The 21,145-nt window shown below is 60.7% G+C and carries 20 protein-coding genes; all 20 read left to right on the top strand.

Annotated elements, in window-relative coordinates; all coding sequences use genetic code 11:
- Positions 1 to 5 precede the first annotated feature (5 nt).
- The 20 genes from pseH (at position 6) to H5368_RS04155 (ending at position 21,128) form a co-directional block, all read left to right on the top strand.
- Positions 6 to 488: a UDP-4-amino-4,6-dideoxy-N-acetyl-beta-L-altrosamine N-acetyltransferase gene (pseH, locus tag H5368_RS04250; RefSeq protein ID WP_182821676.1), complete on the top strand. Its 483-nt coding sequence runs from the start codon at positions 6 to 8 to the stop codon at positions 486 to 488.
- A gap of 11 nt (positions 489 to 499) precedes the next feature.
- Positions 500 to 1,567 (top strand): pseudaminic acid synthase, encoded by a 1,068-nt coding sequence (pseI, locus tag H5368_RS04245; protein ID WP_182821674.1) that lies wholly within the window; start codon positions 500 to 502, stop codon positions 1,565 to 1,567.
- Between the two features lie 26 nt (positions 1,568 to 1,593).
- Complete coding sequence (locus H5368_RS04240) at positions 1,594 to 3,000, top strand: hypothetical protein (protein ID WP_182821672.1); 1,407 nt, start codon at positions 1,594 to 1,596, stop codon at positions 2,998 to 3,000.
- Positions 2,978 to 4,090 (top strand): UDP-N-acetylglucosamine 2-epimerase (non-hydrolyzing), encoded by a 1,113-nt coding sequence (gene wecB, locus H5368_RS04235; protein ID WP_220486494.1) that lies wholly within the window; start codon positions 2,978 to 2,980, stop codon positions 4,088 to 4,090. Before H5368_RS04240 ends, wecB begins: the two co-directional genes overlap by 23 nt.
- Complete coding sequence (locus H5368_RS04230; RefSeq protein WP_220486493.1) at positions 4,083 to 5,219, top strand: glycosyltransferase; 1,137 nt, start codon at positions 4,083 to 4,085, stop codon at positions 5,217 to 5,219. The genes wecB and H5368_RS04230 overlap by 8 nt, the downstream gene beginning before the upstream one ends.
- An 11-nt stretch (positions 5,220 to 5,230) precedes the next feature.
- Positions 5,231 to 6,541: a hypothetical protein gene (locus H5368_RS04225; protein ID WP_182821668.1), complete on the top strand. Its 1,311-nt coding sequence runs from the start codon at positions 5,231 to 5,233 to the stop codon at positions 6,539 to 6,541.
- A 19-nt stretch (positions 6,542 to 6,560) separates the two neighbouring features.
- The gene (locus H5368_RS04220; RefSeq protein ID WP_182821666.1) at positions 6,561 to 7,697 is read left to right on the top strand and encodes a hypothetical protein; all 1,137 of its coding nucleotides are present in this window, start codon (positions 6,561 to 6,563) and stop codon (positions 7,695 to 7,697) included.
- A 79-nt stretch (positions 7,698 to 7,776) separates the two neighbouring features.
- The gene (locus H5368_RS04215; RefSeq protein WP_182821664.1) at positions 7,777 to 8,925 is read left to right on the top strand and encodes a glycosyltransferase; all 1,149 of its coding nucleotides are present in this window, start codon (positions 7,777 to 7,779) and stop codon (positions 8,923 to 8,925) included.
- The gene (locus H5368_RS04210; protein WP_182821662.1) at positions 8,913 to 10,070 is read left to right on the top strand and encodes a glycosyltransferase family 4 protein; all 1,158 of its coding nucleotides are present in this window, start codon (positions 8,913 to 8,915) and stop codon (positions 10,068 to 10,070) included. The genes H5368_RS04215 and H5368_RS04210 overlap by 13 nt, the downstream gene beginning before the upstream one ends.
- Positions 10,067 to 11,248, top strand: coding sequence for a glycosyltransferase family 4 protein (locus tag H5368_RS04205; RefSeq protein ID WP_182821660.1), 1,182 nt, complete (start codon positions 10,067 to 10,069; stop codon positions 11,246 to 11,248). The genes H5368_RS04210 and H5368_RS04205 overlap by 4 nt, the downstream gene beginning before the upstream one ends.
- Positions 11,245 to 12,369 carry a hypothetical protein gene (locus H5368_RS04200; RefSeq protein ID WP_182821658.1) on the top strand — a complete coding sequence of 375 codons (1,125 nt, stop codon included), beginning with the start codon at positions 11,245 to 11,247 and terminating at the stop codon, positions 12,367 to 12,369. The genes H5368_RS04205 and H5368_RS04200 overlap by 4 nt, the downstream gene beginning before the upstream one ends.
- Before the next feature lie 17 nt (positions 12,370 to 12,386).
- Positions 12,387 to 13,406 carry a sugar-transfer associated ATP-grasp domain-containing protein gene (locus H5368_RS04195; protein WP_220486492.1) on the top strand — a complete coding sequence of 340 codons (1,020 nt, stop codon included), beginning with the start codon at positions 12,387 to 12,389 and terminating at the stop codon, positions 13,404 to 13,406.
- The gene (locus H5368_RS04190) at positions 13,403 to 14,611 is read left to right on the top strand and encodes an ATP-grasp domain-containing protein (RefSeq protein ID WP_182821656.1); all 1,209 of its coding nucleotides are present in this window, start codon (positions 13,403 to 13,405) and stop codon (positions 14,609 to 14,611) included. The genes H5368_RS04195 and H5368_RS04190 overlap by 4 nt, the downstream gene beginning before the upstream one ends.
- Before the next feature lie 27 nt (positions 14,612 to 14,638).
- Positions 14,639 to 15,412 (top strand): YdcF family protein, encoded by a 774-nt coding sequence (locus H5368_RS04185; protein ID WP_182821654.1) that lies wholly within the window; start codon positions 14,639 to 14,641, stop codon positions 15,410 to 15,412.
- 50 nt (positions 15,413 to 15,462) lie between these two features.
- Positions 15,463 to 16,575 (top strand): GDP-mannose 4,6-dehydratase, encoded by a 1,113-nt coding sequence (gene gmd / locus H5368_RS04180; protein ID WP_182821652.1) that lies wholly within the window; start codon positions 15,463 to 15,465, stop codon positions 16,573 to 16,575.
- 2 nt (positions 16,576 to 16,577) lie between these two features.
- Positions 16,578 to 17,519, top strand: a complete 942-nt coding sequence (locus tag H5368_RS04175; protein WP_182821650.1) for a GDP-L-fucose synthase — start codon at positions 16,578 to 16,580, stop codon at positions 17,517 to 17,519.
- Between the two features lie 11 nt (positions 17,520 to 17,530).
- Positions 17,531 to 18,715 carry a LegC family aminotransferase gene (locus tag H5368_RS04170; protein WP_182821648.1) on the top strand — a complete coding sequence of 395 codons (1,185 nt, stop codon included), beginning with the start codon at positions 17,531 to 17,533 and terminating at the stop codon, positions 18,713 to 18,715.
- On the top strand, positions 18,712 to 19,899 hold the full coding sequence (locus tag H5368_RS04165) for a UDP-N-acetylglucosamine 4,6-dehydratase (RefSeq protein WP_182821646.1): 1,188 nt from the start codon (positions 18,712 to 18,714) through the stop codon (positions 19,897 to 19,899). The genes H5368_RS04170 and H5368_RS04165 overlap by 4 nt, the downstream gene beginning before the upstream one ends.
- 1 nt (position 19,900) lies before the next feature.
- Positions 19,901 to 20,596 carry a sugar transferase gene (locus H5368_RS04160; RefSeq protein ID WP_182821644.1) on the top strand — a complete coding sequence of 232 codons (696 nt, stop codon included), beginning with the start codon at positions 19,901 to 19,903 and terminating at the stop codon, positions 20,594 to 20,596.
- 70 nt (positions 20,597 to 20,666) lie between these two features.
- Entirely contained in the window at positions 20,667 to 21,128 is a 462-nt protein-coding gene (locus H5368_RS04155; protein ID WP_182821641.1) for a VanZ family protein, read from the top strand.
- Positions 21,129 to 21,145 lie beyond the last annotated feature (17 nt).

Genomic DNA, 21,145 nt, shown 5'->3' with positions numbered 1-21,145 from the left:
GACCAATGAACGAAGGGGATCTCGACCTGGTGCTGTCTTGGCGGAACCATCTAGAAGTTCGGCGCTATATGTACACGCAGCATGAGATAACGCGCGAGGAGCACGCGCGCTGGTTCGCACGGACGTCGCAGGATCCGGAAAGGCATCTGCTTATGTTCGAGATCGACACAACCCCCCTTGGCTTCATCAACCTCCACCAGATCGCGAGTGGTGGTATCGGTGACTGGGGCTTCTACGTGGCGCCGCATGCGCCAAAGGGAACTGGTCGAACACTTGGACTGACCGCTCTAAGGTATGCGTTTGAAGCTGCGCGGCTGCACAAACTGTGCGGTCAGGCACTAGCCGTCAACGAACCCTCCATTCGCTTCCACCTGAACCTGGGTTTCCAGCGAGAGGGCGTTTTGCGTCAACAACACTTCGACGGCCAGAAACACTACGATGTGGTTTGCTTCGGCCTGCTCGTCAGTGAATGGCATCTAGCGAATTAAGAGAGAATCCGATGTCGAACATGCCATACGTAACCATCGCCCAGCGTCGAATCGCTGCCGACGCGCCGCCCTACGTCATCGCCGAGCTCTCTGCCAACCATAACGGCAAGCTTGCCACCGCGATGAAGCTCATCGAGGAAGCAAAGGAGGCCGGGGCGGATGCGGTCAAGCTGCAGACCTACACCGCAGATACCATCACTTTGAACAGTGACGCCGAAGAGTTCCAGATTCACGGCGGCCTCTGGGACGGCAAGACGCTCTATCAGCTTTACCAAGAAGCGCACATGCCCTGGGCGTGGCACAAGCCCCTGTTCAACCATGCCCGCAAGCTCGGCATCACCATCTTCAGCTCGCCGTTTGACAACACCGCGGTCGACCTGCTTGAAGGCCTTAGCGCTCCGGCTTACAAGATCGCCTCTTTCGAGGCGGTCGACCTGCCCTTGATCAAGTACGTTGCCAACACTGGCAAGCCGATGATCATCTCCACCGGCATGGCGGATGCGGAGGAGATCCAAGAGGCCATCGACGCGGCACGCGAAGGTGGCTGCAAGGAGCTCGCCATCCTTCACTGCGTGAGCGGTTACCCCGCGCCGGCGGAGGACTACAACTTGCGAACCATCCCCGACATGATCAAGCGTTTCGGCCTGGTCACCGGCCTGTCCGACCACACACTCGACAACGTCACTGCGGTCGCCAGCGTCGTCGTGGGCGCGTCGATCATAGAAAAGCATTTCACCCTCGACCGCAGCGGCGGCGGTCCGGATGACAGCTTTTCTCTGGAGCCGGCGGAACTGGCGGCGCTTTGCCGCGACAGCAAGACCGTGTGGGCAGCGCTGGGGAAGGTGGATTACGGAAGCAAGTCGAGCGAGCAGGGCAACATGAAGTTCCGGCGATCTCTGTACTTCGTAAGGGATATGCAGGCGGGGGACGTGGTCACGGCTGACGACGTGCGAAGTGTGAGGCCTGGGTACGGGCTTCCACCCAAGTACCTGAATCAGGTTCTCGGTCAGGTGGTCGCCGTGGACGTGAAGGCTGGCACAGCAGTCAGTAGCGCCGCACTTACGGCTGACGGACGATGAGGGGCTAGGGGCTCCGTTGGTTGAATATGATTACTGATAAGAGTCCAGATTTTTTTCTGGCGCGATCCAATAAGGTTCTTGAAACCTGCGATTGGTTGGGACGCGTGCTGAATCGTATTCACCGCGTCGATTTCTCGCACAGTTTCTGGACGAGAGTTTTGGCTGCGTATGCGACTGCCGCCTACAATCAAAAGGAATTCTTCGCCGCGGAGGTTTATCCATTTCCGGTTACCTTCCAGCCGATCAATGGATGGTCGCCAGCGGGGAGGGTGGAGGTACTGCGGGATCGGGTTATAACGACATTGCGCTCGTACAGAGGAGCGCACCCCCTGACGGATATTCCGGACAAGATCCCAAAGTCCCGACGGATAGCCGTCGGCGTCCGAGCTGACTTAATTTCGAAGGAATTGGATGCTGTTCCCCTTAGCTTCAACTGGGTGCCATTTCTCGGAGATCACAATCCAGGTGCCAGAGCGCGACTGCTCGAAGAGGCAGAGCTTCAGAAGACGACGAGCTCCAAGAACATTTGCCGCAACGTGCCACAGATATATGTCGAATACTTCGATGCCTTGCTCGGACATTTGAAAAGGGCGGAGGCACTTGGAGTCGAAAAGGTGTTCGTTGAACACTATGGTTCGTCGTTTGAGCTAATCTTCGCCGCCTATCTGTCGGAGCGAATCGGGGCTGAGTTGAACCAGCTACAGCAGGGCGGATTCGTTGGCGAGACGGTTATTTCGATCGAACCGATGAAGCGGGCGCAGTACGACCGCCTCTTGACTTATGGATGGCGCGCGGGACCACAGGATTCGCCGTATTTTGCGATCCGACTGGAACAGTTCGAAGGCGATTTCAGGAGACACGCTGCCGAGAAGGTCTTCAGGGACTTGCTAGTCGTGTACGGGAGTCCAGCGACATCGCAAGCAATGCAAGAGCATTATGAAGAGTTTACCGAAGGGCTGCTGGCGGGAATTGACAGGAATAAATTTCCCAGGATCCTGTTGCGCCCAAGGGCGAAAAGCAGGTTCCTCAGGATGACTGACTACCCGAAGGCATTTAAGATGGCGAGGCGGAGTGAAATCGATAGCGGGCACCGCCCGATCTCTTCTCTTTGCGCGACATCTTCTCTGGTGATTCAAGTGACCACGCCGTCGACGAATTTCCTGGAATGCATTTTTGTGGATAAGCCGGTCTTAGCATTAGATACGAATCAATTCCCTACTCAGATCTTGAGGCCGCACCTTGAGTTCTTCAGGCGTGCGGGAATTCTTCATGAAAGTACTGCCGCTATGGTTGGATTCTTGAATTCGGTGGACGTATCCCTGTGGTGGGGGCAGTTGATCCGCGAAGAAGAATATAAAGAGTTCAAGAGGTTGTTCACAAGGTCGAGGGTGCAGTATCTGGAACAGTTGGATGGACGAGAAAATGATATCTAGAATTTCGATTGTTGCCGGAGCTCGCCCCAATTTTGTCAAGATTGCGCCAATTCTTCGCAATCTTGAGCGGGAACGCACCGTTGGAAGTAGCGGCATCCGGTGCCGCTTGATTCACACTGGACAGCATTATGACCATGGAATGAGCCAGAGTTTCTTCGACGATCTGGGCATCCGGGCGCCTGACGCTAATCTCAACTGCGGCTCGGGCACCCAAGCCGAAACGACGGCGGCAATTATGGTCGCTTTCGAGCGTGAGCTGACCACGCATCTGGCCGACCTTGTGCTGGTAGTTGGAGACGTGAACAGCACGCTGGCTTGCAGCATCGTCGCCAAGAAGATGGGGTGCCTGCTGGCACACGTCGAGGCGGGCATTCGCTCCGGTGATATGAGCATGCCGGAAGAAATTAATCGCATTGTGACGGACAGTTTGAGCGATATCTTCTACACGCCCAGTATCAGGGCCAATCAGAACCTTCAGCGGGCCGGAGTTGCGGAGAAGAGCATAGTTTTCGTTGGAAACGTGATGATTGACTCATTGGTTGGTAATTTGGAACGATTGCAGCGGCCAACTATCTGGGAAGAAGCGGGGTTGGCATCCGGGCAATACATCGTCCTCACCATGCATCGGCCTGCAACGGTAGATAATTCCAATCAGGTGCAAGGGTTGCTCGAAGTGATCTGCAGGCACACTGATCTGCCGATTGTCTTTCCAGTACACCCGCGTACGCGGGACAAGGTGGAGGGGGTAGCCCACCGCTACCCGAATCTTTTGTTGGTGCCACCTATGGGATACCTCGAGTTTATTTACCTGGTGCGACGGGCGAAAGGTGTGATCAGCGATTCGGGAGGCATCTCCGAAGAGACCACTTATCTGGGCGTGCCCTGCATCACCCTGCGCGACAACACCGAGCGACCGGAGACGATCACGCAAGGCACCAATCGTCTTGTGGGCCACGATCACGGGAGGCTGCGCAAAGCCATGGCGGACCTGATGGCTGGCAAGTGGCAGCATGGGCAGATACCAGAGAAGTGGGACGGCCGTACGGCCGAGCGCATCGCCGCGCACTTGGAAGGATTGGCTAGTGCGTAAGAAGAAGTATCTGATCGTCAGCCGTTCGTTCTATCCAGCCAATTCTCCGCGTGCCAACCGGACGACGGAACTCGCGAAAGAGCTGTGCCGACAGGGCCATACGGTAACGGTCTTGACGCCACACCATCCTGAGCAGGACGCCCTTGCCGCGGAGTACGGGATGGCAATGGCCGATCTCGGACAGGACTTGTGGCCTGAAGTCCCGATCTCATTCCGCGGTAAACAGAACATGATGCTGCGTGCCATCAGGCGCGCGCTGCTCTTGGCGATCGACTACCCCTCGATTCAGCTGCTTTGGCGCACCGCCCGGGCTTTGGAAAGACTCCCCCGGCACGATGTATTGATTTCGATCGCCGCCCCACACCCGGTTCACTGGGGGGTGGCGCGCGCACAGCGTCGCGGGCGGCTGCCGGCGGATGTGTGGCTGGCAGACTGCGGCGACCCTTACATGGGCCGGGAGAACGATTCGTTCTCCGTCATGCCTCATTTCAGCTTTCCGGAGAAAGCCTTCTGCCGGGGGGCTGACGCCATCACAGTGCCTGTGGAGGGAGCCAGAGATGCCTACTATCCGGAATTTCGCAGCAAGATCCATGTGATCCCACAGGGCTTTCGCTTCGCCGACTACGAACATCTGAAGATGATCACGCCTCTTCAGGATGGAGTGGTGCGCTTCGCCTACGCGGGGCTCTTCATTCCGGGGCGACGCGACCCGACTCGGTTCCTCCAAGAGCTGGCGGAGCGCAAGGAGGTCTTCGAGTTCCATGTGTTCACCACGAGTCCGATGCTTGTGGAACCATTCGCCAAGCGAGACCCCCGGATCATTGTTCGTGACGTCCTCCCGCGCAGGCGGGTCATGGAAGAGCTTGCGTCCATGGACTTCGTTGTCAACTTCGAAAACGTGGGTGCCCGTCAAACGCCAAGCAAGCTGATCGACTACTGGCTGTGCGGCCGGCCGATCCTCAACTTGCGCGACCATGATCTGCCGACCGAGGTGATCCATCAGTTTTTGGCCGGCCGGTACGATGCGGCGCTTCAGATCGATCGACCGGAACGCTACGACATTTCCAATGTCGTTTGCCAGTTCGACCGCCTGGCCGACGAGTCGCTGGCGCGCGGGTTGCAGCGCTGAGCAGGGCGGATATGCGGACACCTTCGGAACTTAGCCCCCGGCAGCTCACGGCCAGAAGCCCCACGCTTGGCCGTTCTGCACGGCTCTACCTGCTCGCGCTGCTGGCGCCTTTTGTCTCGGTGGTGCTGGCGGTGTTGCGTCCGCGGGATCCCGCATCCCGCAATTTGGTGTGGATATTTACCGTCTATTTTGGCGCAGCCTTCTACATGGCTGCCAACTCGGCGTCTGATTCCGTCAGGTATGCAGAGTGGCTGCAGGAAATGCACCAGTCCGATTTCGGACTGGGCGACCTGCTCGGGTTGTTTTTTTCGCAGGGCAGCAAATACCAGGACGTCTACCAACCCCTGCTGACCTATGTGATTTCGCTAGTGACTGATGAGTATCGGATACTCTTCGCGGCCTTCGGGCTGTTGTTCGGCTACGTGTATTCGCGCAACGTGTGGTTCCTGATTGACCGGATTCCCGGTCGGTTCGGCGCGCTGGTGGTGTTCCTCTTGGTGGCCTATGCCTTCCATGTCAACATCGGCTCTGGTCTCAACGGCGTCCGGATGTGGACGGCGCTTCACGTGTTCGTGTTCGGATTCCTGCACTACCATGCCACGGGGCGGAGGAAGTACCTCGCCATCGTCTTGGCTACACCTCTGATCCACTTCTCCTTCTGGCTCGCTTGCTTCGTGACGGCCGCCTATTTCTTGGTCCGACGGTTTGGTCTGGCTGTCTATGTGTTCTTTCTGATATCGATGCTGGGCGCCGCGCTTGACCTTTCCACCGTGCAGACACTGATGGGCTATCTTCCCTTGCCGATAGAGGAGCGCGCCTCCAGCTATATCGGCGCAGCAGACGCCAACCCGGACGTGATGGAGGACCGCAGGAACTCCGCGATCTGGTTCCTGCAGCTGAACCACTGGCTGACGGCCGCCTTCTTCACCTTCAGCGCAAGCTGGATGGTCTGGCGTGGATGCCTGCGTCAACACGGCGGCCTGGTACGCAACCTGCTTGTGTTCGGCATGCTTTTGTACGGGGTGATCAATCTGGTCAGCTACATTCCGTCACTGGGCCGATTCTATGCGCTGGCCGAGATGCTGCTCCTCGCTGCGCTCATCCTGTTCGTGGCGGTTGGGGCCGGCCGTAAGCGTCTGGATCGCCAAGTCATGGCTGGCGCCTCGTTGATGCTCATCCTCAACTTGGCCTTGGGCGTGCGCTTCATGCTCGGCTTTGCCTCGATCTGGTTAATTTTGGGCAATTTCTTTCTGGCGCCGTTCACAAGCGCTGATCAGAGCCTATATGAGTTGATTTTTTACGTACTGCGGGGAATGCGGTGAGCGCTCGGGGTGCGGGTTGATGAGGCTTCCACCGCTCAAGGAAAGTGCGCTGTGGCTGTACACCAATCTTCGTGGTTGGCGAACACGGCGCAAGCTTGTTGTGTTTGAGAGCGACGATTGGGGCGCAATCAGGATGCCCGGGCAGCATGCTTACGATGCCTTGCTCGCTGCCGGAATCCGGGTAGATCGCTCGCCCTATGATCGCCTCGATTGCTTGGAGCGCCGTGAAGATCTGGACGCGCTTTTCCAGGTTCTTGATACCTATCGCGATGCCCGAGGGGGGGCGGCCAAGTTCACTTTCAATACGATCATGGGGAACCCGGATTTCGAAGCGATCCGGCGTGATGGTTTTGAGCGGTTTCACCATCAGCATATATTTGACAGCTACCGCGACTATCACGGGGACAATTTGGAGCGGGTTTGGCGCGATGCGATGCTGGAGGGCCTGATCAAGCCCCAGTTCCATGGACGCGAGCATCTGAATTCGATGCTATGGATGAGAGACCTCACGACAGGGGTTCGGGAAACCCGGGCGGCATTTGAGTATCGCTTCTACGGATTGCGGGCGCAGACCTCATCCCGCTGGCAGCACCATTACAAGGCGGCGCATTGTGCCGAGTCACCGGACGAGATGCGGGAAATTGGCCGAATCGCGACGGATGGGCTCGACATATTTGAGCAGACGTTCGGGTTCCGAAGCAGCACCTTTGTTGCCTGCAATTATGTACTGCCAGCCGAGCTGGAGGGCCATCTTGCAGGGCAGGGCATATCCATGATTCAAACCCAGCGTGGATATGTCCAGCCCCAACCCGGTGACGAGGGGCGGCGGAAGCTTGTTTATCGTTATCCGGGCCAGGCTAACTCGTATGGACAGCGGTACAGCGTTCGCAACATCCTCTTCGAGCCGTATCTGGATGGAGGGCAGGACTGGTGCGAACGGGCCATTGGTGAAATGGCCTTGGCATTTCGCTTGGGAAAGCCTGCGGTAATTTGCACTCACCGGGTGAACTATGTAGGCGGCATGGACGTACAACATCGGGACAGCAGTCTCGCGCAGCTTGAGCGCTTCCTCAGCGCAATGCTCCAGCGCTGGCCCGACTTGGAGTTCATCAGCAGCGACGAGCTGGCTCATGCAATGGGGGCCGCCGGAGCATGATTGCCTTCTCTCTCATGTCAGCGGATGGATGGTTGCAGAAAGGTGCATCACGTTAATGCGTCATCGCGGACAGCCTAAGTTGAGTACGGCATTGCAGCCAGATGAGGACGTTGTCGGACAGCGTGTCGGCATAAGGATCTCCATCGTCTGCATTTCGCTGCGGAGTGGGGGCACCGAGCGGATCGTCAGCCGCATCGCGAACCATTTTTCCAGTCGGCATGACGTCAATATCATCACCCTTGCCCGGGGCGAGACGTTTTTTGCGCTAGAAGACGGGGTTCAGGTTTCGCAGCCGTCGCACTTCGTGGGGCGAACGGTAAAGCCGGTCAGGGTTCTGTTGCAGCTAGCTCACGTGTATTTCGCTTGCAGACGACTGCCGTCAGATCTTTGCCTCATTTTTGGAGAGGACATCAGTGGACCTGTGACTATCGCTGCCCGTCTCGGGGGGGTATTGCGTGCGTGGGTGTTCTTTCGCGGCTCCCCGGAACGTTCTCTGCACGGTGTGAACGGACTGCTCAACCCCGTCCTGTGTGGATTCGCGAGTCGGATCATAGTGCAGACCCGCTCTACGGCGGACGGACTGCTAAGGCGCTATCGTTTCAATAAGATCAGCGTCTGGTCGAACCCGATCGAGATGCCGGAAGTGGTGCGGGACATGCGCGCGCGCCAACTAATTATCGTCAACGTGGGATCCATTGGTCGCCTGAAAAATCAGGAAGGTTTGCTTCGGATCTATCATTCTCTGGAACGCAGGGAGCAATGGCACCTGTTGTTCATTGGTGATGGGCCGAAGCGCGTGCTGCTGGAACAACAGGTCGAACAACTTGGCATGCGCGCTTCGGTTCAGTTCTGCGGCCAGCGGAAAGACGTCGGCAGTGAACTTGGCCGTGCATCCATCTTTGCCTTCACCTCCCTCTCGGAAGGATTTCCAAATGCGCTGGCTGAGGCGCTCGCAGCCGGGTGCGCGTGCGTAAGTTACGACTGTCCGACCGGTCCGAGTGAACTGATCCAAGACGGGGTGAATGGATTTTTGGTGCCCTTGGGGGACGAGTCACTGTTTGCTCTGCGTCTTCAGCAGTTGATCGACGACGAGTCATTACGCTCCACTTTTTCAGCGGCGGGACGTGACTCCATGCGCCGGTATGAGGCGAGCGCAACCATGCAGAAGCTGGAGGCGATGATTGCCGCGGGTGGTCGGAAGAGGGGCAGGGCTACATGCGACTCCTGATCAACACCTCCATTCTTCGCTTTGGTGGTGCGGTCCAAGTGGCGCTGTCGTTCATCCATGAGTGCCGAAGCCATCCTCAGCACGAATACCACGTGGTGCTTGGACCTGGCGTGGGAGCGGTGCTGGATCCGGCCGCCTTTCCGTCAAACTTCCATTTCCAACACAGTGCCTTCGGCGTGATGGGGTTGCGTGCCACCCGGCGCGTGCATCGCGAGATGGTCGCGATTGAGGCACAAGTTCGCCCCGACTGCGTGGTCACCACCTCCGGCCCGTCCTACTGGCGCAGTCGCGCACCGCATCTGATGGGGTTCAACTTGCCCTTGTACATCTATCCGGAGTCGCCTTACGTGCAGGCCCTTTCGCCTGTGCGCAAGCTGCGGCTGGCCGCGCGCCGTTGGTTGCACTGCCGGTACTTCCGCCGCGATGCGGATGCGTTCATCGTGCAGACGGATGACGTGAACGAGCGCGTTCGGCGGTTGTTTGCAAGTGATCGCGTGCATACCGTCACCAACAACTGCAGCGGCTGGTACAACAACCCTCCGTCGCATGCGCCCAGACTGCCGCCACGCGCCGACGGGGTGTTTCGGTTCCTCACGCTTTCCAGCTACTACGCCCACAAGAACCTGGAGCTGATACCCAAGGTGGTTGCGGCACTTCCAGAGCATCTGCGTAATCGCGTGGAGTTTGTGCTGACCCTGGACGAGGAGACCTATCGGAGGCGGATCAGCACGTCCATCCCGCCGCAGCTGCGCCTGACCGGCCCCGTGCCGCCGCCCGAGTGTCCTGCCCTGTACGCCGAGTGTGACGCGATGTTTCTGCCGACGCTTGCCGAATGTTTTTCCGCGTCTTACCCGGAGGCGATGAGAATGGGCACTCCCATCGTCACCACCGATCTCGGCTTTGCAAGAAGCATCTGCCAAGATGCAGCGCTCTACTTCAATGCTGGCGACGCCGAGTCCGCGGCGGGCGAGGTCGCACGGTTGGTGGAGGATCCTGCGCTGCAGGCCACGCTGCGTGAGCGTGGTGCCAAGCGGCTGGCTGCGTTCGACACGCCGGCGCAACGAGCGGAAAAGATCTTGGAGATCTGCGAACAGTCGGCCGCGGCGCGGGATTATTCCGCCGGGGCCAAGAGCGCTCGACGATGAGTCCCAGGGGGGCAGGAGCGCCGACCGGACGCCATCTGGTCATTCTCAACCAGGCGGCGAACTACCTGACGGTGGGCTTCGCCAACGCGTTCAATCGCCGCTTCGGCTCGGTCACATTGGTGACCGGTAGCGTGCACGTGCAGGGAGAAGCGCTCGATCAAGAGATCAAAGTCCACTACATCAATCGCTGGCATGAACGGCCTGCCAGAAAGAAGGCGCTTTCTTACGGCCTGGCGCTGCTGCGCATGTGGTGGCTGCTCTTAACAAAGTATCGCCGACACGAGGTACTGTTTGTCTCTGTGCCCCCAATGGCGTACCTGCTGAACCTGGTTTTGCCGCATCGCTTCAGCATGGTGATCTGGGACATCTACCCGGATGTGCTGAAGATCAGCGGGATGAAGGAATCCCATCCTGTGTACCGCATCTGGAGCTGGCTGAATCGGCGCTCGTTCCAGCGGGCATATCGATTGTTCACCATCAGCGAAGTGATGGCCGACGCGCTGGGAAGGTATGTCGACCGCAACCGGTTGGTCGTGCAGCCGATCTGGTCGATGTTCCAGGGCGGCGAACGGGTCGAGCGCGCGGACAATCGCTTCCTGCGGGACCACCACACGGATGGGCGCTTTGTGGTCCAGTATTCCGGCAACATCGGGCTGACGCACAACGTGGAACTGCTGATCGACGTTGCCGAGCGGCTCAAGGATGATGACCGGATCCTGTTCCAGATCATCGGCCGCGGACCCCGAGAGCTCGCCATCCGCCGCAAGGTGGCGGAGCGCGGGCTTTCCAATGTAAAGATGCTGCCGTTCCAGTCCGACGACATGTTTCCACACTCTCTTTCCGCCGCGGACTTGGGAGTTGTGATGCTCGACGAACGGGTGAGCCAGGGCTCCGTGCCCAGCAAGGCCTACAATCTGATGAGCTTTGGGGTGCCATCGCTGTACGTGGCGACGCCGGACAGTGAGCTTGCCCGATATGCGAACGGGTTTGGTCATGCGCAATGTTTGTCTGCTGGGCAGCTTGGGAAAATTGCTGCGTTCATCCTGGAATTGGCGTCTCGACCTGAATTGCAGGAAAAGATGGCCGGAAATGCCAGGGTCGCGTCTGGTCATTTCACACGGGCCAACGCGGATTGCGTTGTCGATGCCTATCTTGAGAAGAGTGATTTGAAGCGATGAGGCGAGTATTCCTGGACAATATCAAGAACCTGCGCGGCTGGCGTGCGCCCCGCAAGCTTGTGTCTTTCGCTGTCGATGACTATTGCAATGTGCGCGTGGCTTCGGTCCGCGCGCTGGACAATCTGAAGCGGGCTGGCCTTGATGTATCGGGGCAGTTCGACCACCTGGATACCGTTGAAACGCGGCAGGACCTCGAAGCGCTGTTCGCGGTGCTCGACTCGGTGCGCGGTGTCAATGATCGACCGGCGCTGTTTACTGCGTATGCGCTCTCTGCGAACCCGGACTTTTCGCGCATCCGTGAGGGCGGACGGACCTATGAGTACGAGTCCGTTCCGGACACCTTCGCAAGGTTGTCCGACGAGCAGCCGGAAGCCTATGAGGGTGCATGGGCGCTTTGGAAGGAGGGCATGCGCAAGGGGCTGATCCAACCCCAGTTCCATGGCCGCGAACATCTCAACGTGGACCTGTTCGAGCGCAAGCTTCGCGCGGGCTCGGCCGACCTGAAGGTCAACCTCGAGAACAACAGTGTCGCCGCGCTCACCGCTGAGCGGTCAATGCCCGGCGTAGGTTTCACGCATGCATTCGGGCTGCACGCGCGCTCTGAGCTGGCGGGGCATGAGGATCTCCTGCGCGACGGTCTGGACCTGTTCGAGAAGGTCTGGGGCTTTCGCTCCTCCACTTTCACGCCGCCGGCGCAGAAGCTGCATCCGTCGCTGTACCGGGTGGCGGAGGCGGGTGGCGTGCGGTCCATCGACAAGCCGTTGCGCTGCGTTCGGGCGATGGGTGACGGTGCGCAGCGACGCGAGACGAACCGCAGCGGACGCCAGCGCGGTCAGGATCATGTGACGGTAGTGCGCAACGTGGTGTTCGAGCCAAGCAAGGACATGGGATTCGAGCCCGTTGAGCGCGCCATGGCTCAGGTTGCCGCGGCATTTCGCTGGGGTCGGCCGGCCGTCATCAGCTCGCATCGGGTGAATTACTGCGGCCATCTGGACGAATCCAACCGCACGAATGGACTGGATGCCCTGCGCCGGCTGCTCAAGCGCATCACCGCGCGTTGGCCCGAAGCGGAGTTTGTGAGCGTGGACAGGCTGGTCGGAGAAATGGAGGCAGTGGGGTGAGATTGGCGCATCGAGTGATGTATCTGGGCTATTACGCCCGTCGCATGAAGTGGCCGTTGTTGCGGAGCTTCATGCACGCTGTGAAAGAGCGTGAAGGCATGGGGATGGCGCGCCAGGTGTTCGCGTTCCTGCGTGACTCCCTTCGCTACAACATCTCACCCCTGGAGTGGTATCAGTTCGGGTTCGCCGGCTTGGGTCACGAGGAGAAGCTCACCTGGGCTGGTACGGGCACCATGTACGAGTTCCAGCTATCGGCCAATCCTCCGGACAAGCGTGGGGTGCTGGATGACAAGCGTCGGTTCCACAGTGCTTACCGTGAGTTCTTCCGCCATCCGCTCTGGTCCATCGACGAACTGGAGCGCGACCTGTCGCTGGCGGGGCGCGTTTTGTCCGGGCATGAACGCCTGGTATTCAAGAGCTCGAACGGCAAGTGCGGCGCCACCGTCAAGGTCCATCGTAGTGCGAACCTGAACCCGGAAGGCTTGGTCGAGTGGATGCAGGCGCACGGGTTCGACATGGTGGAGGCCTTTGTCGAGCAGCACCCGGCGTTGCAGGCGCTGTCCCCATCCGCTGTCAATACGGTGCGGATTTTCACGCTTCTGGACGATGGTGGGCAGGTCCGGATCCTCGGATGCCGTTTGCGCATTTCGGTGAATTCACACGTGGACAATTTGGCGGCTGGAAATCTGGCCGCACCGATCGACGAGGAGACCGGCATCGTCGACGGTCCCGGTGTTTATTCGGACATTACGCGGCCGTCGGAGAAGGCGCATCCGATCACGGGCACGCCCATTGTCGGGTTCGAGGTGCCGTTCTGGCGCGAAACGTTGGAATTGGTGCACAAGGCCAGCTTGATGCATCCGCAGAACCGTTCCATCGGTTGGGACCTGGTGATCACACCGGAGGGACCGGGACTGATCGAAGGCAATCACGACTGGTGCAAGCTCGTATGGCAGCTGCCCGTGGGGCGGGGCCTCAAATCTTTGCTGGATGTGTCCCGCGATCCTTCGATGATCGTTTCCGGGTGGCGCGAATGACCGGTATCGAAAGCCTTGGCGGCCCTCTCCCCGCCGCGTTCGCTACCTACGGCTGGTGTCGTTCGACCTACACCGTCGTGAAGTCCCTCGCACTGCGGGGCGTGGCCGTGCACGTGGGCGATTCATCTCCTATGGCTATGTCTCGCTACTCGCGTTACTGCAAGAGCTTCACCCGGCTCCCGGATTTCTATGAGAAGCCTGAGCAGTACGTGGATGCCTTGGCCCTGGCGATGGAAAAAACCGGAGCGAAGGTTCTGCTTCCCTGCTTTGAGGATATTGAAGTGGTGATCCGGCACCGCAGTCGGCTCCCCGACCATGTACTCATGGCTTTGCCCGGGCTTGCTGATTGGGAGCGCGCGGAGGACAAGTACGATTACGTGCAGGCGCTGGAGTCCACTTCGTGTCCTACGCCGCGCACCCGGAAAATTGGCTCTGCCGATGAGCTGGCGGACATACGCAAGGATTTCACCTTTCCCGTGGTGGTGAAGATCCGTACGGGAAACGGATCCAGGGGGGTAGAAATTGTCGACCGGCCGGATGACCTGGAGTCGACGTTCTTCCGCATCGTGGACACCTTTGGGCTGCCTCCGCATCGATGGCCGGTCATCCAGGAGCGGCTTACCGGCAGGAAGTTCAAGCAGGAAGGCATCTTCGTCGGGGGCCACAGCGTCGCGAATGTGGTCTACCAGATCCTGCGCTGCAAGGAGCCGGACCTGTTCGGGACTTCCACGCTCCGGGAAACGCTGGACCATCCCGAACTTGCGGGCTACGCCGTAGACGCGCTGTCCGCGCTGAACTGGAACGGTGTCTACAACACCGATTGGATCTGTGATGAAGAGGGGACGCCGCACCTGATCGACATCAACGGCCGGCTGAGCGGTGCGTTGGCCATTTGCTATGCCGCCGGGGTCGATATCCCGTGGATGTGGTACCAGATGGCGATCGGCCGCGTGCCTGATCCCCAGTTGGCCGAGCCGGGAGTCCGGGCCCGGTGGCTGCTTGGGGACATGATCGGCGTGGTCCAACATCTCCGCGCCGGGGCGTTCCGTCAGATGCTGCAGATTTTCCGGCCGCAGCGGGGCTACATCGACGACTTCTCTTTGGCAGACCCGGTTCCACTGGGCGCCGAGGCGGCCGACTATCTCTACAAGTTCGTGAGTTCGGGAGGGTCGTTCACGCCGACCACGAAGGGCATGGTCCGCTAGGGGCGGCCGCCTGCTGCCGGTGACTCGATGTACGAACTCATGAAATCCCTTTCGCTGCTTGCCTATCCGCTGGGGCTGGGCTTGCTGCTCTCTGCGGCGGCGCTGGTGCTGTGCCGTATCGGGCTGCAGCGGTCCGGCTCGATCGTGCTCGGGTCGTCGATCCTGGTCATGTGGGTATTCTCGATGCCGGTGGTGGCCGACCACATGGTGGCGGCGCTCGAACGCGGCTGGCCTGACGTGCGGGTGGAAGCGTTGCCCGAGGCGGATGCGGTGCTTGTGCTTGGCGGCGCGTTCGGCACCGGCAATGGTCGCTTCCTGTACCCCTCTGCCGGCGGGGCGGTGGACCGCTACTGGCACGCAGCCAGGATCTACCGTGCAGGGCGGGCGCCGCGGGTGATCCTTAGCGGAGGTCGTCAGCCGCATCGCACCGGCGGGCTCACGGAGGCCGGGGCAGGCGCGATGTTCCTGGCCGACATGGGCGTGCCGCGGGAGGCCATGATCCTTGAGGCGCGGGCGCTGACCACACGGGGCCATGCGGAAGAGCTTGGTCCGCTGCTGGCCGAGCATGGGATCGGCTCGCTGCTTGTGGTCACCTCGGCTGCGCATATGCGGCGATCGATGGCGACCCTTTCCGGACTTGACGTGACCCTTGTGCCTGTGGCTACCGGCTTTTCCGTTTCAGGCGAGTCCGGCTTCCGGGTGCGAAGGCTGCTGCCGAGCGCCAGCGCGCTGTCGCGAAGTACATGGGCCATCCATGAACACATCGGATTGGCCTACTACCGAATTCGCGGCTGGGCCTGAGGCCCCTCCGCACCTACCATTGACACTTCAAGAACGGAAGCAACAACCACATGACCAAGAAAGCATTGCTGACCGGCATCACCGGCCAGGATGGCGCCTACCTGACCGAGTTCCTGCTGGGGAAAGGGTATGAGGTGCACGGCATCAAGCGCCGCGCCTCCCAGTTCAACACCCAGCGCATCGACCATGTCTACCAGGACCCGCATGAGCCGGACCAGCGCCTGGTGCTGCACTACGGGGACCTGACCGACTCCACCAACCTGATCCGGGTGGTGCAGGAGGTGCAGCCGGACGAAATCTACAACCTGGGTGCCCAGAGCCACGTGGCGGTGTCCTTTGAGAGCCCGGAGTACACGGCCAACAGCGATGCCATGGGCACGCTGCGCCTGCTCGAGGCGATCCGCATCCTGAAGATGGAAGACCGGGTGAAGTTCTACCAGGCGTCCACCTCGGAAATGTTCGGCAAGGTGCAGGAGGTGCCGCAGCGCGAGACCACGCCGTTCTATCCGCGCTCACCCTATGGGGTCGCCAAACTTTACGCCCACTGGATCACGGTCAACTACCGCGAATCCTATGGCCTGTACGCGTGCAGCGGGATCCTGTTCAACCATGAGTCGCCGCTGCGCGGTGAGACCTTCGTGACCCGGAAGATCACGCGGGCGCTGGCGCGGATCTTCCTGGGCCTGGATGCCTGCCTGTACCTGGGCAACCTCAATGCCCTGCGCGACTGGGGCCACGCGCGCGACTACGTGGAGGCGCAGTGGCTGATGCTTCAGCAGGAGGAGGCAGAGGACTTCGTCATCGCTACCGGCAAGCAGCATTCGGTGCGTGACTTCGTGGTAGCGGCCGCGAGCCGCCTTGGGCTGGAGATCGAGTGGCGCGGCGAAGGCGCCGACGAGCATGGGGTTCTGGCCGCGGCACCCGATGAGTGCAAGACCCCGCCGGGTAGCCGGATCGTGGCGGTGGACAAGCGCTACTTCCGCCCTGCGGAAGTAGAAACGCTGTGGGGTGATGCGAGCAAGGCGAAGGAGAAGCTGGGCTGGGAGCCGCGTACCAGCTTCGATGAGCTGGTCTCGGAAATGGTGGAGAAGGACCTGGAGTGGGCGCAGCGCGACGCGCTAATCGAGAAGAACGGCTACCGCGCCTACCGGTTCCGGGAATGACCATGGACACCAACAGCAGCATTTTCGTGGCCGGCGGCCGCGGAATGGTTGGCAGTGCGATCCGCAGGGCGCTTGCGGCGGAGGGCTTTGGCAATGTTGTGGCACCCGCGCGCTCCGAGCTCGATCTCATGGATCAGCCCGCGGTCGCTACCTGGTTCGAGGTCAATCGCCCGGAGTACGTGTTCCTGGCGGCTGCCAAGGTGGGGGGCATCCACGCCAACGACACCTACCCGGCCGATTTTCTCCACGACAACCTGGTGATCGAGACCAATGTTATCCATTCGGCCTGGAAGATCGGCGCGAAGAAGCTCTGCTTCCTCGGCTCGTCGTGCATCTATCCAAAGCACGCGCCGCAGCCGATGAACGAGGACCAACTGCTCACCGGCCCGCTCGAGCCCACCAACGAGTGGTATGCGATTGCGAAGATTGCTGGGATCAAGCTGTGCCAGGCGTATCGCCGCCAGCACGGGTTCGATGCGATCAGCCTCATGCCGACCAACTTGTATGGACCGGGCGACAACTTCCACCCGGAGAACTCACATGTGCTGCCGGCGCTGATCCGGCGCTTCCACGAGGCCAAGGAGGAGGGACGCGCCAACGTGGTGATCTGGGGCTCCGGCACGCCGCGGCGTGAGTTCCTGCACGTGGACGACCTGGCGAACGCCTGTGTATTCCTGATGCGCGGCTATTCGAGTGAGCAGTTCGTCAACGTGGGCGTGGGCAAGGACATCTCCATCCTCGAGCTCGCACAGCTGGTCGCAGACGTGGTTGGCTACCGGGGCGAGATTCTTACCGACCCGGACAAGCCGGATGGCACCCCGCGAAAGCTGCTGGACGTATCGCGGCTCGAGGCGCTCGGATGGCGCGCCTCGATCGGTCTGGAAGTGGGGATCCGCGGTGCGTACCAGTGGTTCCTCGACAATCGCGGCACGGCAAGGCTTTAGGGGTTGGCGCCATGAAAGGTGATGGGGAAAGCATCGCGAGGGAACTCGTCGACATGGTGGCCGGGCTCTATGCGCCCGAACGGAAGGTACCCCTGCACCGCCCGGTGTTTGAGGGCAACGAGAAGCAGTATCTGGTCGACTGCATCGACTCCAACTTCGTCTCTTCGGTAGGCGCTAAAGTTGTCGAGTTCGAGCAGCGGATCGCGGAGTTCACCGGCGCCGGCTATGCGGTTGCGACCGTCAACGGCACCGCCGCGTTGCACGTGGCACTGCAACTTGCCGGCGTGGGCCGGGACGATGAGGTCATCAGCCAGGCGCTTACCTTTGTCGCGACCTGCAATGCCCTCAGCTATGCAGGCGCTATTCCGGTGTTCGTGGATGTAGACAGGGACACTTTGGGCCTTAGCCCGGTTGCCCTCCGGGCCTTCCTCGAAGCGCACGCCGAGCGCCGTGACGGCGGCTGCTGGAACATAACTTCGGGCCGTCGCATTGCCGCCTGCGTGCCGATGCACACCTTCGGAATTCCCCTGCGGATCGCCGAGGTGGCTGTCATCTGCGACGAGTGGGGCATCGCCTTGGTGGAGGATGCCGCCGAGTCGCTGGGCAGCTGGGTGGGCGATCGCCACACCGGCACCTTCGGCAGACTGGCCACGCTCAGCTTCAACGGCAACAAGGTGATCACTACCGGCGGCGGCGGGATGATCATTACAGACGACGCGGATCTCGCCAAGCGCGCGAAGCATCTGACCACCACAGCCAAGGTACCGCACCCCTTCGAGTTCGTGCACGACGAGATCGGCTACAACTACCGGTTGCCAAATCTCAACGCGGCGCTGGGCTGCGCGCAGATGGAGCTGCTGCCGCAGATGCTCGAGATCAAGGCCGGGGTGGCGCAGCGCTACCGCGATTTCTTCGCCGGCACCGGTGTCAGCTTCGTGGAGCCACTGCCGGGGGCGACGGCCAACTGGTGGTTGAACGCTATCGTGCTCGGCTCAGAGGAGGAGCGCGACGCCTTCCTGCAGTACACCAACAGCCGCGAAGTGATGACCCGCCCGGTCTGGCGCCTGATGTCGCGCTTGCCCATGTTCCAGCAATGCCAGCATGACGGGCTGGAGACTTCCCGTTGGCTGGAGGCGCGGGTCGTGAACTTGCCCTCCAGCGTTCCCGAGAGTGAATTCCCGAGGTTGCGTGCTTGAACATTCTTGAATTGATCGGCCGCACCGCGCCGCTCTTCGACACCGACATCCAGCGCCACGAAGCCGAACTCTCTGGCCTTGTGCAGTCCAGCCGCTTTTTGGTAATCGGCGGCGCCGGCTCCATCGGCCAGGCGGTGACGCGCGAAATCTTCAAGCGCAAGCCGCGTGTGCTGCACGTGGTCGACATCAGCGAAAACAACATGGTCGAGCTGGTGCGGGACATCCGCAGCACGCTGGGCTACATCGAGGGCGACTTCCGCACCTTCGCCATCGACTGCGGTAGCCGTGAGTTCGCCGCGCTGATGGCGGCCGGTCGGGGCTACGACTACGTGCTCAACCTCTCCGCACTCAAGCACGTGCGCAGCGAGAAGGACCCGTTTACCCTGATGCGGCTGGTCGAGGTGAACGTGCTCAACACCATCAGCACCATCGCCCAGGCGCGGGCGGGCGGGGCACGCAAGTACTTCTGCGTGTCCACCGACAAGGCTGCCAACCCGGTGAACATGATGGGTGCCAGCAAGCGGATCATGGAGATGTTCCTGATGCGCGCCAGCCTGGAGCAGCCGATTTCCACAGCGCGCTTCGCGAACGTCGCGTTCTCCGACGGCTCGCTTCTGCACGGGTTCAACCAGCGGGTTGCGAAGCGGCAGCCGATTTCGGCGCCAAACGACGTACGTCGCTACTTCGTGACGCCGCAGGAGTCGGGCGAGCTGTGCCTGAGCTCATGCCTGCTGGGCGGCAATCGAGACATTTTTTTCCCGAAGCTGAGCGAGGAGCTGGACCTGACCCGCTTCTCGGACATTGCCGTGCGCTACCTGCAGTCACTCGGTTTCGAGCCGCATGAGTGCGACAGCGAAGACGAGGCGCGTGAGTGGGCGGATGAACTGATCGCCGCCAAGAAGTGGCCGGTCTACTTCTTTGCGAGCGACACGACAGGTGAGAAGGACTTCGAGGAGTTCTTCACCGATGCCGAGACGCTGGACATGGACCGGTTCGCGAACATCGGCGTGATCCTCAATGAGCCATCGTTTGACGACGCGCGGCTGGAACACTTCCTCGCGACCATCGACGCTATCCGCAGCGGCGCGACCTGGGACAAGCCCGAGATCGTCGATCTCTTCAACCACATGATTCCGGACTTTGCCCACAAGGAAACGGGCAAGTATCTCGACAACAGGATGTGACATGCAGCGATTGCTCGACATTGTGTTTTCCGGCCTGGCCCTGCTGGTGCTCTCGCCCCTGCTGGTGCCCATCGCCATCGCACTGCGCCTGAGCGGCGAGGGCGAGATCTTCTACGTGCAGCAGCGGATCGGGCGAGGCGGTCGTTTCTTTGGTCTGTACAAGTTTGCGACCATGTTGAAGGACAGCCCCAACCTGGGCACTGGCACCGTGACCGTAAAGCACGATCCGCGTGTGCTGCCGATGGGCCGTTTTCTGCGCAAGACCAAGCTCAACGAGTTGCCGCAGCTGCTCAACATCTTCAAGGGCGACATGAGCATCATCGGCCCGCGGCCTCAGACGCAGCGCTGCTTCGACGCCTTCCCGCCGCGCTCGCAGGCGGAGATCGTGAAGGTGCGCCCGGGTCTGTCTGGCATCGGCTCGATCGTCTTCCGCAATGAGGAGGACCTGATGCACGCCAGTGCCGAACCCGAGCGCTTCTACGACGACGTGATCATGCCTTACAAGGGAGCGCTGGAAGAGTGGTACGTCGCCAACCAGGGGTTGTGGACCTACCTGTGCTGCATTGCCGTGACAGCGTGGGTGGTGCTGGTATCGGGATCCGGGGTTGCCTGGCGGGTGTTCCGGTTACCCGAGCCGCCGGTGGAACTGCTTGAAGCGGGCGGAGCGGTCGGGGCCTCCGACAGAGGGGTGCAATGACGCCGGTCGAATGCTACCGGGAGGTCGCCCGGCTGCACGTACCTCGGATCGATACCTCGGCAGCGCCATGATGAATGTTGTTTCCGACTTGGCGCTGGCTGTACTGGTGCTGGCCGTGGGCTGGTTTCTTGCTCGCCGCGGAAGCATCTTTGCGCGCGTGCTTATTTTCGGCTCCGCGCTGTTGATCTCCGCCCTTCTATTCCTGCCCGGCCCGCAGATCTCTGGCGCTGTTGGCGCGGATGGCCTCATTTTCCTCCGCCAACTCGCCGCTCACACTCCTTGGGGCGTCTCGGAATGGGTCCACTTCCTGATCTTCATGTGGCTTGGCTTCCTGCTGTGGCTGGTCCGCGCCGACCTGCGGGGATGGAAAGCCTGGACCTTAGTGGCGGTCCTCTCCGTTGGTGCCGAACTGGCTCAGGACCTCGCTCCCGGCCGCGCCCCCCGCCTGGACGATGTGCTGTTGAATCTGGCAGGGGGCATGGCCGGCATCCTCCTGGGCATTGCCCTCCGACGCCTCCGCAAGGGTCCATAGGCCCGGATATGCAGCGC

The sequence above is a fragment of the Luteimonas sp. MC1782 genome (assembly GCF_014164605.1).
Taxonomy (GTDB): domain Bacteria; phylum Pseudomonadota; class Gammaproteobacteria; order Xanthomonadales; family Xanthomonadaceae; genus Luteimonas.
The sequence above is the reverse complement of the archived record's forward strand: the minus strand, read 5'-3'. Positions and strand labels throughout refer to the sequence as shown.